Origin of the sequence: Aquabacterium sp. J223, assembly GCF_024666615.1 — a bacterium.
Lineage (GTDB): Bacteria > Pseudomonadota > Gammaproteobacteria > Burkholderiales > Burkholderiaceae_C > J223.
This window is the reverse complement of sequence record NZ_CP088297.1, coordinates 1,180,579-1,194,880: the sequence shown is the minus strand read 5'-3', so window position 1 is coordinate 1,194,880 and position 14,302 is coordinate 1,180,579. Positions and strand designations below refer to the sequence as shown.

At 72.1% G+C, this 14,302-nt stretch carries 15 protein-coding genes; 6 read left to right on the top strand and 9 right to left on the bottom strand.

From position 1 onward, the window contains the following. Positions 1-21 precede the first annotated feature (21 nt). The 7 genes from acpP to LRS07_RS05765 form a co-directional block, all read right to left on the bottom strand. Entirely contained in the window at positions 22-264 is a 243-nt protein-coding gene (gene acpP / locus LRS07_RS05795) for an acyl carrier protein (protein ID WP_260501028.1), read from the bottom strand. 119 nt (positions 265-383) lie between these two features. Then, positions 384-1,136, bottom strand: coding sequence for a 3-oxoacyl-ACP reductase FabG (gene fabG / locus LRS07_RS05790; RefSeq protein ID WP_260501027.1), 753 nt, complete (start codon positions 1,134-1,136; stop codon positions 384-386). Beyond that, positions 1,133-2,083: an ACP S-malonyltransferase gene (gene fabD, locus LRS07_RS05785; RefSeq protein WP_260501026.1), complete on the bottom strand. Its 951-nt coding sequence runs from the start codon at positions 2,081-2,083 to the stop codon at positions 1,133-1,135. The genes fabG and fabD overlap by 4 nt, the downstream gene beginning before the upstream one ends. Positions 2,084-2,132: 49 nt before the next feature. Then, a complete protein-coding gene (locus LRS07_RS05780; RefSeq protein ID WP_260501025.1) occupies positions 2,133-3,131 on the bottom strand; it encodes a beta-ketoacyl-ACP synthase III in 999 nt (332 codons plus the stop codon). After that, positions 3,128-4,216: a phosphate acyltransferase PlsX gene (plsX, locus tag LRS07_RS05775; protein WP_409450628.1), complete on the bottom strand. Its 1,089-nt coding sequence runs from the start codon at positions 4,214-4,216 to the stop codon at positions 3,128-3,130. The genes LRS07_RS05780 and plsX overlap by 4 nt, the downstream gene beginning before the upstream one ends. Positions 4,217-4,268: 52 nt before the next feature. Then, a complete protein-coding gene (gene rpmF / locus LRS07_RS05770; RefSeq protein WP_260501023.1) occupies positions 4,269-4,451 on the bottom strand; it encodes a 50S ribosomal protein L32 in 183 nt (60 codons plus the stop codon). A gap of 226 nt (positions 4,452-4,677) precedes the next feature. Continuing rightward, the gene (locus LRS07_RS05765) at positions 4,678-5,265 is read right to left on the bottom strand and encodes a YceD family protein (protein ID WP_260501022.1); all 588 of its coding nucleotides are present in this window, start codon (positions 5,263-5,265) and stop codon (positions 4,678-4,680) included. 67 nt (positions 5,266-5,332) lie between these two features. Here LRS07_RS05765 and LRS07_RS05760 point away from each other — a divergent pair, with 67 nt between their 5' ends. After that, entirely contained in the window at positions 5,333-5,935 is a 603-nt protein-coding gene (locus tag LRS07_RS05760; protein WP_260501021.1) for a Maf family nucleotide pyrophosphatase, read from the top strand. Further along, the gene (locus LRS07_RS05755) at positions 5,932-6,696 is read left to right on the top strand and encodes an SAM-dependent methyltransferase (RefSeq protein ID WP_260501020.1); all 765 of its coding nucleotides are present in this window, start codon (positions 5,932-5,934) and stop codon (positions 6,694-6,696) included. The genes LRS07_RS05760 and LRS07_RS05755 overlap by 4 nt, the downstream gene beginning before the upstream one ends. A 12-nt stretch (positions 6,697-6,708) precedes the next feature. Here LRS07_RS05755 and LRS07_RS05750 read toward each other — a convergent pair whose 3' ends face one another. After that, a complete protein-coding gene (locus tag LRS07_RS05750; protein WP_260501019.1) occupies positions 6,709-8,208 on the bottom strand; it encodes a DEAD/DEAH box helicase in 1,500 nt (499 codons plus the stop codon). A 46-nt stretch (positions 8,209-8,254) separates the two neighbouring features. Then, the gene (locus LRS07_RS05745; RefSeq protein ID WP_260502049.1) at positions 8,255-9,346 is read right to left on the bottom strand and encodes an MraY family glycosyltransferase; all 1,092 of its coding nucleotides are present in this window, start codon (positions 9,344-9,346) and stop codon (positions 8,255-8,257) included. 184 nt (positions 9,347-9,530) lie between these two features. Here LRS07_RS05745 and LRS07_RS05740 point away from each other — a divergent pair, with 184 nt between their 5' ends. The 4 genes from LRS07_RS05740 (at position 9,531) to LRS07_RS05725 (ending at position 14,294) form a co-directional block, all read left to right on the top strand. Next, the gene (locus LRS07_RS05740) at positions 9,531-11,654 is read left to right on the top strand and encodes an SLBB domain-containing protein (protein ID WP_260501018.1); all 2,124 of its coding nucleotides are present in this window, start codon (positions 9,531-9,533) and stop codon (positions 11,652-11,654) included. 31 nt (positions 11,655-11,685) lie between these two features. Further along, positions 11,686-12,837 (top strand): Wzz/FepE/Etk N-terminal domain-containing protein, encoded by a 1,152-nt coding sequence (locus LRS07_RS05735; RefSeq protein WP_260501017.1) that lies wholly within the window; start codon positions 11,686-11,688, stop codon positions 12,835-12,837. Positions 12,838-12,944: 107 nt separating this feature from the next. Beyond that, on the top strand, positions 12,945-13,283 hold the full coding sequence (locus LRS07_RS05730; RefSeq protein ID WP_260501016.1) for a MarR family EPS-associated transcriptional regulator: 339 nt from the start codon (positions 12,945-12,947) through the stop codon (positions 13,281-13,283). A 6-nt stretch (positions 13,284-13,289) separates the two neighbouring features. Next, the gene (locus LRS07_RS05725) at positions 13,290-14,294 is read left to right on the top strand and encodes an FAD-binding oxidoreductase (RefSeq protein WP_260501015.1); all 1,005 of its coding nucleotides are present in this window, start codon (positions 13,290-13,292) and stop codon (positions 14,292-14,294) included. Positions 14,295-14,302: the final 8 nt, after the last annotated feature.

The window sequence follows — 14,302 nt, the reverse complement described above, 5'->3', positions numbered from 1 at the left end:
GCGGGTGCGTTGGCGCGGCCTTCAGGCCGCCTTCTGGTGCTTGACGGCGTAGTCGATCGCCAGCTGCACGGTGGTGATCTTCTCGGCTTCCTCGTCCGGAATCTCGATGCCGAACTCGTCCTCGAGGGCCATCACCAGTTCGACCGTGTCCAGCGAATCGGCGCCCAGGTCGGCGACGAAGGCCTTTTCGTTGGTGACGTCGGCCTCCGGCACGCCGAGTTGTTCGGCAATGATCTTCTTGACGCGCGCTTCGATATCGCTCATTGACTCCTCCTGGAGTGGATGCAGAGAAAACAGCCCAAGATTTTACGCCGCCCCCCTTGTGCACCACCGGACGGGTCCGACGGACGGTGGGGGCAGCCCGGCCGGGCTGAAGGAACCGGTCAGTTCATGTACATGCCGCCGTTGACGTGCAACTCGCAGCCGGTGATGTAGGCCGCGCCGTCGCCGGCGAGGAAGGCCACCGCCTTCGCGATCTCCTGCGGCTGGCCGAGCCGGCCGAGCGGGATCTGCTGCAGCAGCGCCGCCTTCTGCGCCTCGGGCAGGCTGTCGGTCATGTCGGTCGCGATGAAGCCGGGCGCCACGCAGTTGACGGTGATGGCACGGCTGCCCAGTTCCCGGGCCAGCGCCCGCGTCATGCCGGCCACGCCGGCCTTGGCCGCCGCGTAGTTGGCCTGCCCGGCATTGCCGCTGGCCCCGACCACGGAGGTGATGTTGACGATGCGGCCGAAGCGCTGCTTCATCATCGGCCGCACGACGGCACGGCTCAAGCGGAACACCGCCTTCAGGTTGGTGTCCAGCACCGCGTCCCAGTCGTCGTCCTTCATGCGCATGGCCAGCGTGTCGCGGGTGATGCCGGCGTTGTTCACCAGCACGTGCACGCCGCCGCGTTCCTTGACCAGGCGATCGACCAGCGCGTCGCAGGCCGCGGCGTCGTTGACGTCCAGCGCCACGCCGTCGCAGCCGGCATGGGCGCTCAGCGCCTCGCGGATGCCGGCGGCGCCGCCGTCGGTGGTGGCGGTGCCGATCACCGCGAAGCCCTGCGCCGCCAGTTCGAGGGCGATGGCGCGGCCGATGCCGCGCGAGGCGCCGGTGACCAGGGCGACCTGGGCGGTGGTGGTGGCCGTACCCGTCATGCCGTGCCCCCCTGCAGCAGCGCCTTCACCTCCTGCAGCGAGGCCGGGTCGAACACCGCCGCGCTGGCCGCCTCGGCGTCGATGCGCTTGACCATGCCGGCCAGCACCTTGCCGGGGCCGCACTCGACGATGGGATTCAGCCCACGCGCGCGCAGCGCCTGCACCACCTCCACCCAACGCACCGGGCCGAAGGCCTGCCGGTAGAGCGCGTCGCGGATGGCGTCGGCGTCGCCGGGGCTGGCCACGTCGATGTTGTTCACCACCGGGATGGTGGGCGCAGCGAAGCGGGTCTCGGCCAGGCGGGCCTTCAGCCGTTCGGCGGCCGGTTTCATCAGCGATGAATGGAAGGGCGCCGACACCGGCAGCGGCAGCGCCCGCTTGGCGCCCGCGGCCTTGAGCTGCACGCAGGCGCGTTCGACGGCCGCCTTGGTGCCCGCGATCACCGTCTGCCTGGGATCGTTGAAATTCACCGCCTCGACCACGTCGTCGCCCTGGCTGGCCTCGGCGCAGCCGGCCTTCACCGCCTCGGCCTCCAGGCCGAGGATGGCGGCCATGCCGCCGACGCCCACCGGCACCGCCTGCTGCATGGCCTGAGCGCGAAAGCGCACCAGCGGCAGGGCGTCGGACAGCGACAGTGCACCGGCCGCCACGAGGGCGGAGTACTCGCCGAGCGAATGGCCGGCCACGGCCGATGGCCGCAGGCCGCTCTCGTCCACCCAGGCCCGCCAGCAGGCGACGGCCGCGGCCAGCATCACCGGCTGGGTGTTCTCGGTCAGGTCGAGCTGCTCCTTCGGGCCCTCGGCGATCAGGCGGCCGATGTCCTGTCCCAGCGCCTGGCCGGCTTCGTCGAGCGTGGCGCGCACGGCCGGGTGGCCGCCCCAGGCGTCGAGCATGCCGACGGCCTGCGAGCCCTGGCCGGGAAAGACGAACGCAAAGGCGGCGGTCATCGTGGTCGTGTGAAAGTGAGGAGGTTCGCGCGCGGCCGCAGGCCGGCGCCTAGAAGTCGAGCAGCACCGCGCCCCAGGTGAAGCCGCCGCCGACGCCTTCGAGCAGCACCGTGTGGCCGCGGCGGATGCGGCCGTCGCGCACACCGGCGTCCAGCGCCAGCGGGATGGACGCGGCCGAGGTGTTGCCGTGCTCGTCGACGGTGACGATCACCCGGTCCATCGGCAGCTTCAGCTTGCGGGCGGTGCCCTGCATGATGCGGATGTTGGCCTGGTGCGGGATCAGCCAGTCGATGTCCGACTCGGTGCGGCCGGCCTTGGCGATCACGCTGCGCGCCACCTGCTCCAGCACGCCCACGGCGAGCTTGAACACCGCCTGGCCGTCCATCTTCAGCAGCGGATCGCCCAGCACCTGGCCGCCGGACACCGTGCCCGGCGTGCAGAGGATCTCGACATGGCGTCCGTCGGCATGCAGCTCGCTGGCCAGCACACCGGGCTCGACCGACGCCTCCAGCACCACCGCGCCGGCGCCGTCGCCGAACAGCACGCAGGTGGTCCGGTCGTCGAAGTCGAGCAGGCGGGAGAACACCTCGGCGCCGACCACCAAGGCGCAGCGCGCGGCACCGCTCTTGATGAGGCTGTCGGCCACGGTCAGCGCGTAGACGAAGCCCGAACACACCGCCTGCACGTCGAAGGCGGCGCAACCGGCCACGCCCAGCTTGCGCTGCAACAGGCAGGCCGCCGAGGGGAACACCATGTCCGGCGTGGACGTGGCGACGATGATGAGGTCGACATCGGCCGCGCTGCGGCCGGCCGCCTCGAGCGCGGCCTGCGCGGCCGGCAGCGCGAGGTCGCTGGTCGCGGTGCCGGCGTCGGCGAAGTGGCGGGCGCGGATGCCGGTGCGCTCGACGATCCACTCGTCGGACGTCTCGATGCCGCGCTCGGCCAGGCGCTGGGCCAGCTGCTGGTTGCTCACCCGCTCGGGCGGCAGGAAGCTGCCGGTGCCGGTGATGCGGGAGAAGCGCGGCGCGGAGGACGCGGAAGAGGTCATGCAGCGGACGTGGGGACGGCGGCGGGCGCGGAGGCCCCTGCGGCACGGCCGTCGGACGCAGGGCCTGCGGCGGTCAACGTGTCGCGGATCTTCTCGTGCACCCGATCGAGCAGCCGGTTGCGGGCGGCATCATACGCGCGGGCCATGGCGCGTTCGAAGGCGTAGGCGTCGGACGAGCCGTGGGCCTTGAAGACCAGGCCACGCAGCCCGAGCAGCGCGCCGCCGCTGTAGCGCCGGTGGTCCAGGCGGTCGCGGAAGCGGTTTAGCACCGGCAGCGACACCACCGCCGCCAGGCGGGTCAGCAGGCTGCGCCGGTACTCCTGCTTCAGGAAGCCGCCGAGCATGAAGGCGGCACCCTCCGCCGTCTTCAGCATCACGTTGCCGACGAAGCCGTCGCAGACGACGATGTCGGTGGTGCCCTTGAAGATGTCGTTGCCCTCCACGTTGCCGTGGAAGTTGAGCCGGCCGGCGGCGCCGGCGGCGCGCAGCAGCTCGCCGGCCTGCTTGATCTGCTCGTTGCCCTTGATGACCTCTTCGCCGATGTTCAGCAGGCCGACGCTCGGGTTGTCCAGCCCGTCGATGGCCGACACCAGCGCGCTGCCCATGACGGCGAACTGCAGCAGGTGCTCGGCCGCGCAGTCGACGTTGGCGCCGAGGTCGAGCACCGTGGTGTAGCCGCCCTTCTGGTTGGGCAGCACGGCGGCGATGGCCGGGCGGTCGATGCCGTCCAGCGTCTTCAGCAGGTAGCGCGCGACCGCCATCAGCGCGCCGGTGTTGCCGGCGCTGACGCAGGCATCGGCCAGCGCGGCGCCGCCGGCCTCGCCCGGCCTGAGCTGGGCGATGGCCACCCGCATCGACGAATCCTTCTTGCGGCGCAGGGCCAGCTCGACCGGGTCGTCCATCGCCACCACCTCGGTGGCGAACACGCGGTGGCAGCGCGACCAGCCGGCCGCCGGCGCCAGCGCGGCCTCGGTGCCGACGAGCACCACCTCGGCGTCCGGGTGCGAGCGCAGGAAGGCGGCCGCGGCCGGCAGCGTCACGGACGGGCCGTGGTCGCCGCCCATGCAATCGACCGCGATGCGCACGCGCGCGAGCGGGGGATGGCTCAAGGAGGAGGGCCTCCCGACGCCGTCAGTGTCAGGCGTCGGCCTTGGTCTTCAGGACCTTGCGGCCGCGGTAGAAGCCGGTGGGGCTGATGTGGTGGCGCAGGTGCACCTCGCCGGTGGTCGGCTCCACCGCGGTGCCCGGCTGGGTCAGCGCGTTGTGCGCGCGGTGCATGCCCCGCTTCGAGGGCGACTTCTTGTTCTGCTGAACGGCCATGATGGATCTCCTGTGGCGCCTGGCGGGCGCCGATGCGGACGCCGGCACTGCGTGTTTCGGCGCCGGATTCAGGCGCCGGACGGTGGGCCTCGGCGCCGACCTCGGCGCCCAACACGGGCCGCACCCTGGTCTCCCGGGTTGTCTTCAGCGCCCCACGGGGAGCGCCGGCACCAGGGAAAACCGCCGCGCGAAAAGCCGCAGATTCTAGCACGCAGGGCCTGGCGCCTCAGTGGCCGCCCTGCCGGCCGCGCTTGAGCGCTTCCAGCGCGGCGAAGGGATGGGGGCGCTCTGGCCGTTCGTCCGGCGCTTCGTCCGCCAGCGGCGCCGGCGGCTCGCAGCGCTCGTGCCGCGGCACCAGCGGCAGGGCCAGGATGAGCTCGTCCTCGACCAGCGCCGGCAGGTCGAGCGCAGCCGGCAAGGCGAGCACCTCGTCCTCGCTGTCGAGGTCCTGCGCCTCGGCCTCGGCCTCGCTGGCGACGAAGCGGAAGCGCCGGTCGACGTGGACCGGCACGCGCATCGGCTGCAGGCAGCGCTGGCACTCCATCAGCACCTCGGCCTGTGCCCGCAGGTGCAGCCACGGCACCGGCCCGCTGCCGGCCACCCGGGCCTCGCCCCCCTCGGCGCTCCAGGCGGCGGGGTCGCCGCCGGGGCCGCCGTCGTCGGCACGCCAGAGCGAGGCCTGCAGGCGCTGCAGGCCGGTCAGCGGCAGTTCGCCGGACAGCCGGGCGGCGTCACCGGCGAATTGGCGGACGTCGAGCCGGGCGGGATCGGCGGCACGTGCCCTGCCGGGCGCGCTGGGTTGAAGCTTCTTCATCGCCGCCCAGTTTAGAGACACGGCGGCCCGGCCGGACCCAGGTCGGATGGCGGCGGACAATCGGCCCATGACCCGCTCATCGCCCCTGGTGCTCGGCTCCACTTCGCGCTACCGGCGCGAGCTGCTGCAGCGGCTGCACCTGCCCTTCGACACCGTGGCCCCCGAGGTCGACGAATCCCCACGACCCGGCGAGACGCCCGCCGCCCTGGCGCTGCGCCTGGCCGCCGCCAAAGCGCAGGCGGTGGCCCAGCGGCGGCCCGAGGCGGTGGTGATCGGCTCCGACCAGGTGGCCGACCTGGACGGCGAGCCGATCGGCAAACCGGGCGATCACGCGCGCGCGACCGCGCAGTTGCAGCGCATGAGCGGCCGCACGGTCGTCTTCCAGACGGCGGTGACGGTGACGCGCCCCGCGACCGGCTTCGAGCGCACGCTGCTGGCGCCGGTGCGGGTGCAGTTCCGCCGGCTGTCGGCGGCCGAGATCGAGCACTACCTGCGGCTGGAGCAGCCCTACGACTGCGCCGGCAGCGCCAAGAGCGAGGGCCTCGGCATCGCGCTGCTCGAGGCCATCGAGTCGGACGACCCGACGGCGCTGGTCGGCCTGCCGCTGATCCGCACCGCCGCGCTGCTGCGCGAGGCCGGGCTCGACCCGCTGGCCGGTCGGCCGGCATGACGTCCACCGCGCAGGGCCGGCTGCTGCTGGTGCCCAACACGCTGGACCTGGGCGGCGCGCCGCAGCCGCTGGACGAGGTGCTGCCCGACGGCGTGCTGCGCCTCGCGGCCGGCCTGACGCACTGGGTGGTGGAGAACGCCAAGAGCGCGCGGGCGCTGCTCAACCGCATCGCGGCGCGGCACCCGCTGGCGCTGCCGCTGCAGGCGCTGGACATCCGCGAGCTGCCCCGGCCGCCGAAGGGACCACCGGCCGCCGCTGCGGCCGCGGACCTCGGCCCCCTGCTGGCGCCGGCGCTGGCGGGGCACGACGTCGGCCTGCTCAGCGAAGCCGGGCTGCCCGCGGTGGCCGACCCCGGCGCCGACCTGGTGGCCGAGGCGCATCGCCGCGGCATCGTGGTGCAGGCGATGAGCGGACCGAGCTCGCTGATGCTGGCGCTGTGCGCCAGCGGCCTGAACGGCCAGAGCTTCGCCTTCGTCGGCTACCTGCCGCAGGCGCCGGACGCGCGCCTGCAGCGCCTGCGCGAGCTGCAGGCCGCCTCGCGCCAGCATCGCCAGACCCAGCTCTTCATCGAGACGCCCTACCGCAACGCCGCCCTGCTGCAGGCCGCGCTGCAGGCCCTGGACGGCCGCACCCGTCTGTCGGTGAGCGTGGGGCTGACGTTGCCCGGCGGCTGGACCCGCACCGACACGGTCGACGGCTGGCGGACCCGACCGGCGGCGCTGCCGGAGCGGGTGCCGGCGGTGTTCGCGCTGCTGGCCTGAGCCGGTGCGGCCTCAGGCCGCCGGCTTCTTGCTGCCGCCGCCGAGCAGCGACGCCACCTGCCGCTTCGGCCGGATGCCGGGCAGGCTGCGCGGCGCGGGCGGCGCCGGGGTGGCGGCGGGACCCGCGTCGGCCTTCACCGCGGCGGTGGGACTGGGCTCGTAGGGCCGCGAGAAGAACGGGTCGGCCGGCGGGGCGGCGGGCCGACGGGGCGGCCGCTCGAAGGTGCGTTCGCCGGTCCCGGCGCGCGCATCGTCGCGCGCCGGCGCCACGTCGCGGCGCGGCGGGCGGCGCGGGCGGTCGTCCTCGACCTCGAACGGCTCCAGCTCGATCTTCTTCTTGATCAGGCGTTCGATGTCGCCGACCAGCCGGGTGTCGTCGCGGTCGACCAGCGTGATGGCGATGCCCGAAGCGCCGGCACGGCCGGTGCGGCCGATGCGGTGAACGTAGTCCTCGGCGTTGAAGGGCACGTCGAAGTTGAAGACGGCGGGCAGGTCGGCGATGTCGAGCCCGCGGGCGGCGACGTCGGTGGCCACCAGCAGGTCGACCTCGCCGCGCTTGAAGGCGTCCAGCGACTTCAGCCGCTCGTCCTGGCTCTTGTCGCCGTGCAGGGCGGCGGTCTTCAGGCCGTCGTGCTCGAAGGAGCGCGCCAGCCGGGCCGCGCCCAGCTTGGAGTTGACGAAGACGATGGCCTGGCCGATGGAGCGGTCGCGCAGGATCTGCCGGATGGCCGCGCGCTTGTCGTCGTCGGCCACGCTGTAGAAGTGCTGCTCGACGTTGGTGGCGGTGGCGTTGGGGCGGGCCACCTCCACCAGCACCGGGTCCTGCAGGTAGCTGTTGGCCAGCTTGCGGATCTCCGGCGAGAAGGTGGCCGAGAACAGCAGCGTCTGCCGCTGCTTGGGCAGGTAGCTGAGGATGCGCTGCAGGTCGGGCAGGAAGCCGATGTCGAGCATGCGGTCGGCCTCGTCGAGCACCACGTACTCGACCTGGTTGAGCACCGCGTTCTTGGCCTCGATGTGGTCGAGCAGCCGGCCCGGCGTGGCGATCAGCACCTCGACACCCTTCTTCAGCTCGGCCGTCTGCGGCTTCATGTCGATGCCGCCGAAGACCACGGTCGAGCGCAGGTGGGTGTGCTTGGCGTAGGCCTTGACGTTGGCCGCCACTTGGTCGGCCAGCTCGCGGGTGGGGGCCAGCACCAGCGCGCGCACCGGGTGGCGGGCGGGCGAGACGCTGCTCGTCTCATGGCGCAGCATCTTCTGCAGCAGCGGGATGGAGAAGGCGGCCGTCTTGCCGGTGCCGGTCTGCGCCGCGCCCATGACGTCGCGGCCGGCCAGCACGATCGGGATCGCCTTGGCCTGGATCGGCGTCATGGTGAGGTAGCCCTGGTCGGCCACGGCACGCAGCAGCTTGGGGTCGAGCGGCAGGGTGTCGAAGCGCGCAGCCGGGGCGACGGCGCTCTCGTCCGCCGGCAGGGTTGGGGTGTCGGTGATCACCCGGTCATTATCGTCGGCCATGCCGACCGGCCTGACAGCAGGGGCGCAAGGGGGCCCGGCGGGCCGCTCAGCGCCGCCGCACCACCAGCCAGCGCGGCGACTTGAAGCGCACGATGCGCCAGTACAGCGAGCTGTAGGTGACGCCGAACAGCACGATGAAGCCGGCGAGCACGCCGGTGTTGTCCCAGAACAGCACCGCCGGCACCAGCGAGAACAGGCACAGCGCCCACAGGTAGGGCGAGGTCAGCGAGTTGCGCCGGGTCAGTTCCTTGGCGCTGCGGTTGCCCACCGCCCAGCGCATCACGCGGCGGTAGATGAGCGAATGCAGGTGGATGCCGTCGGGCAGCCCCGGCGACATGTTCTGCAGCACCTTGCGCCGGTACATGGTGAACACGGTCTCGAACACCGGGTAGATGCAGATCAGCAGCGGGAACATCGGCGAGACCTGCGGGTTGCGGTGCAGCAGCAGGATGGCCAGTTCGGCGAACCAGAAGCCGAGGAAGTAGGCACCGCCGTCGCCCAGGAAGATCAGGCCGCCGGGGAAGTTCCAGATGAAGAAGCCGATCACCGCCCCGACCGCGGCGATGGCCCACAGCGCGATGAAGCGGTCGCCCACCTGGATGGCCACGTAGGCCAGCGCGGTCAGCATCAGCGCCACGCACATCGAGGCCAGGCCGTTGAAGCCGTCGACGATGTTGACCGCGTTGGCCACACCGGCGACCGTGAACATGGTGACCAGCGCGGCGCCGAGGCCGAAGGACACCACCCAGTCCAGCCCCGGGATGGCGGTGCGGTCGATGACACTGCCCAGCAGCCACACGGCCAGACCCGCCGACAAAGCCGTGGCCGCGAGGCGCCGCCGCGGGCTGACCCGCTTGGTCAGGTCTTCCACCAGGCCGGCGCCGAAGGCCGGCACCGCGCAGGCGAGCAGCATCCAACCCGGCAGGGCCAGGTCGGGTGATTCGTGCAACGCGAGAACGGCGCAGGCCAGCAGACCACAGACGATGCCGATGCCGCCGATGCGGGGCACGCTGCGTGCATGGAACTTCTGGGGCCCCGAGGAGGTGTCCGCCGAGAACCGCGCATGCCGATGCGCGGAGCGGATCACGATCAGGGTCAACACCGCCGACACTGCAAAGCCGAGGAACAGGCTGGTCAGCATGGGGCGCGAGTGTAATGGCCGCCACCAGCGGGCCGCCTCATGCAAGTGGTGGAGCGAGCAGCGCCATCGTCACGCCGAAGCGCGGGACCGCCATCGCTAGAATCCGGCCGCCTCGCGCCCGGCGTGGCCTGTGTCGCCTGCCTGTCCGCTGACGGCGCTCCGCCCTCTCTTCGCCCCTTCGATGACCCTGATGCCTCGGCGCTTCGGCCGCTTCCGCTTCCTGTTGCAGCCGGTGCCGGCGGCCCGTGCACTGGCGGCTGCGCTGGCCCTCGGCCTGCCGCTGCTGGCCGGCGCGCAGACCACCAACCCGCTGGTCGGCAACTACCTGGGCATCGCCGGCGCCGATGGCAGCGGCACCGATGCACAGGGCCCCGTGCGGTTGCGCCGCGACGCGCAGACCACTGGCACCGCCGGGGGCACCCGCAACGACGTCGACGCGGCCACCGAGGACCTGTTGCGCTCGCCCATGCCGCGCTACGTGCCGGGCGAATTCGAGCGCTTCGTCAACCGGCTCGCGGCGTCGATCGAGGACCCGCGTGAGGCCGAGGAGCGCGAACGCAGCCGGGATCGCGACCGGGATCGTGAGCAGCAGCAGCGCAACGTGGCCACGGTCAACCGCGACGGCACCACCACCACGACGACGCAGAACACCGAGCGGTGGGACCGCGGCGGGCGCCCCAGCGACGCCGACTTCCGCGACGCCTCCAGCCTGCTGGTGCGCCGCCTGGGCGCCGACCTGATGAGCGGCTCGCCGCTCAGCCGCGCCACCGACACCACCGCGCAGGTGCCGTCGGACTACCTGATCAGCCCGGGCGACGAGGTGGTCGTCACGCTGTGGGGTTCGGTGGACGCCGACCTGCGGCTGACGGTGGACCGCGGCGGCCGCATCAGCATCCCGCGCGTGGGCGCCATCATGGTCGCGGGGGTGCGTTACGCCGACCTGCGCGACGTCATCACGCAGCGCGTGGGCCAGGTGTTCCGCAACTTCCAGGTCAGCGTCGGCCTGGGGCAGCTGCGCAGCATCCGCATCTACGTCACCGGCTTCACCGCGCGGCCCGGCTCCTACACCGTGTCCAGCCTGAGCACGGTGGTCAACGGCCTGATGCGCGCCGGCGGTCCGTCCGCGGCCGGCAGCTTCCGCGACATCGAGCTGCGCCGCAACGGCCAGCTGGTGTCGCGGCTGGACCTGTACGACCTGCTGCTGAAGGGCGACAAGGCCGCCGACCGCGTGCTGCAGGCCGAGGACGTGATCCACATCAACCCGGTAGGGCCGGAGGTGGGCCTGATCGGCAGCGTGAACCGGCCGGCGATCTTCGAATTGAAGCCCGGCGAAACGGTGGCCGACGTGCTGCGCATGGCCGGCGGCTTCACCGCGGTGGCGGACCGCAGCCGGCTGACCATCGAGCGGCTGGACCGCCGCGAAGACCAGCGCATCGACCAGCTCAACCTGCCTGCCGACATCGCCCAGGCGCCGGCTGGCGGCGACGTGCTGCGCGCCTTCAGCGCGGTGCAGGTGGCGCTGCCGGTGCTGAGACAGAACAAACGGGTGCGGGTCGAAGGCGAGGTGATGCGCCCCGGCGAGTACATCCTGCCCGCGGGCAGCACCATCGCCGACGCGGTGCGCCGCGCCGGTGGCCTGACGTCGGCGGCCTACGTCTTCGGCACGGAGTTCAACCGCGAGAGCGTGCGGCTGGCGCAGCAGGCCAACTACGAGCGCGCGCTGCGCGATCTGGAAACCGAGATCACGCGCAACACCACCACCCAGCGCTCGACCAGTGCCGACGAGGCGGCGGCGCTGACCGGCCGGCTGGCCGCGACCAGCCAGCTCATCCAGCGGCTGCGCGCGGTGCGGCCGTCCGGCCGGGTGGTCCTGCAGCTGCAACCCACCTCCAGGGACCTGCCCGACCTGCCGCTGGAGGAAGGGGACCGGCTGTACGTGCCACCCGCCCCCACGTCCATCGGCGTCTTCGGCAGCGTCTACAACGCCGGCAGCTTCCTGTTCGCGCGCAACGCGTCGCTGGGCGACTACCTCAACCAGGCCGGCGGCCCCACCCGTGGCGCCGACGCCAACAGCACCTTCGTGCTGCGCGCCAACGGCGCCGTCGTCAGCAGCCGCCAGCGCAGCGGCGGCTGGTTCGGCATCGGCGGCGGCGTCGAAGGACTGACCGCCGAACCCGGCGACACCGTCTTCGTGCCCGAGCAGCTGAACAAGTCCACCTTCGTGCAGAACGCGCGCGACTGGACGGCCATCCTCTACCAGTTCGGCCTGGGCGCGGCGGCGTTGCAGACGATTCGGAACAACTGATGATGATGGCGCCGGCCGAGAGGGCCCGATCGTGAACGCCCGCGTGGAACCCCACCAGACCCCCGGCCAGCCGTCCTACGTGGAGGACGACGACGACGGCCTGACGCTGCCCGAACTGGTCGACGCCATCCGGCCGCACTGGAAGAAGCTCGTCTTCCTTCCCCTGCTGGCCGGGCTGCTGGCCTACGGCGTGGCCTTCCTCATCCCACCCACCTACACCGCCAAGACGACGCTGATGCCGCCGCAGCAGCAGCAAAGCGGTCTGGCCGGGGCGTTGTCGTCGCTCGGGTCGCTGGGCGCCTTGGCCGGACTGGGCGGCGGTGCGGGTGTCAAGACACCGGGCGATCAGTACATCGCGCTGCTGCAAAGCGCGTCGGTGAGCAACCGGCTGATCGACCAGTTCAAGCTGATGGACGTCTACGAGTCCAAGTACCGCGAGGACGCGCGCAAGGCGCTCGACAAGCGCGCCAAGTTCACCCTCGGCAAGAAGGACGGGCTGATCACCGTCGAGGTGGACGACCGCGAACCGCAACGCGCCGCCGACATGGCCAACGCCTACGTCGAGGAACTGCGCCGGTTCACCAACACGCTGGCGGTGACCGAGGCCCAGCAGCGTCGTGTGTTCTTCGAAGGCCTGCTCAAGCGGACGCGGGACCAGCTGACCACCGCGCAGCAGGCGATGGAGCGCAGCGGCCTCTCACAAGGCGCCCTCAAGTCCGAGCCCCGCGCGGCGGCCGAGAACTACGCGAGGCTTCAGGCCCAGGTCACCGCCGCCGAGGTGCGGGTGCAGACGCTGCGCAGCAACCTGAACAACGACGCGCCGGAGGTGGTGCAGGCCATCTCGACGCTGTCCGCGTTGCGCAGCCAGCTGGCCCGTGCCGAACGCCCGGCCAACGAGGGCGGCGACAGCGACTACGTCAGCCGCTACCGCGAGTTCAAGTACCAGGAGACGCTGTTCGAGCTGTTCGCGCGGCAGTACGAGCTGGCCCGCGTCGACGAAAGCCGGGAGGGTGCCTTGATCCAGGTCGTCGACCCGGCCGTCGCCCCGGAGCGCCGCAGCGCGCCCAAGCGGGTGTTGATCGCCGCCGGCGCCGCGTTGGTGGCCCTGGTGCTGCTGGGCATGGGCCTGATGGTCCGGCACGCCTGGCGAGGCGCACGCCGGACGCCTCCCGCGGCTGCCTGAGGCCCGACCCGATCTTTGTCCCTCGCCCATCGGGCCGTAGAATCTGTTCAATGCGTGAACACGCCTCCCTCACGGCACACGATGGTCCGCGCCCGGGTGGCGCGGACTTGAGCGGTCTCGACGGCGCGCGCCTGGAAGCGCTGCGCCTGCTGGCGGACCGTCCGGAGATGTCGCAGCGCGAACTGGCGCAGGCGCTTGGGCTGAGCCTGGGCAAGACCCACTACGTGCTGCACGCCCTGCTCGACCGCGGGCTGGTCAAGGCGAACAACTTCCGCCGCAGCGACCGCAAATGGGCCTATGCCTACGTCCTGACGCCGAGTGGGCTGCGCGAGAAGCTGCGCTTGACCCACGCCTTCCTGAAGCGCAAGGAAGCCGAGTTCGAAACGCTGTCGCACACCATCGCCCGGCTGCGCGAGGAACTGGGCCAACAGGGTCCGCAGGCCTGAGCCGCGATGCCGGTCATCACCACCCACCTCGGCAGGCGTTTCGAGAGCCGCGACGGCGAGACGCTGCTGGACGCGGCCCTGCGCCACGGCCTGGCCTTCCCCTACAGCTGCCGCACCGGACGCTGCAGCACCTGCAAGGGCCGCCTCGCGGACGTCGCCGCGACCATGGCCTTGACGGACGAGTTGGGCCTCTCCCAGGCCGAACGCGAGACGGGCGCCATCTTGACCTGCGTGCGCACCGCCACCGCCGACCTTCGATTGGAAATCGAGGACCTCACCGGCGTGACGCTGCACCCGGCGCAGACCCTGCCGTGCCGCATCGATGGCCTGGCCCGCCTCGCGCCGGACGTGCTGCAGGTGGTGCTGCGCCTGCCGCCTGCATCCACGCTGCGCTACCACCCGGGGCAGTACGTCGACGTCATCGGGCCCGGTGGCCTGCGCCGGAGCTATTCGCTGGCCAACGCCCCGAGGGAGGACCGCCGGCTGGAGTTGCACGTGCGTGAGGTGCCCGGTGGCGAGATGAGCCGGTACTGGTTCGAGCAGGCCAAGGTGGACGACCTGCTGCGCCTGCGCGGTCCGCTGGGCACCTTCTTCCTGCGCTCGGCCGGCGAACGGGACCTGGTGTTCCTCGCCACCGGCACCGGCATCGCGCCGGTGAAGGCAATCATGGAAGGACTGCAGCGCCCCAGTGATGCCACGACCCGGCCTCGTTCCGTGACGGTCCTGTGGGGCGGGCGTCGCGCTGAGGACTTGTACTGGGCGCCGTCACCGGACCTGCCGGACCATCGCTTCATTCCCGTGCTGTCGCGGGCGGACGCTTCGTGGGACGGTGCCCGCGGCCACGTGCAGCAGGTGCTGGTGGACGGCCCGCCGCGCGACTGGACCACGACCTGGGTCTACGCCTGCGGCTCCGACGCGATGATCCACGGCGCGCGCGAACGGCTGACGGCCGCCGGCCTGCCGCCCGGACAGTTCCTGTCCGACGCCTTCGTCTGCTCGGCCCCCGCCTGAGCGCCATC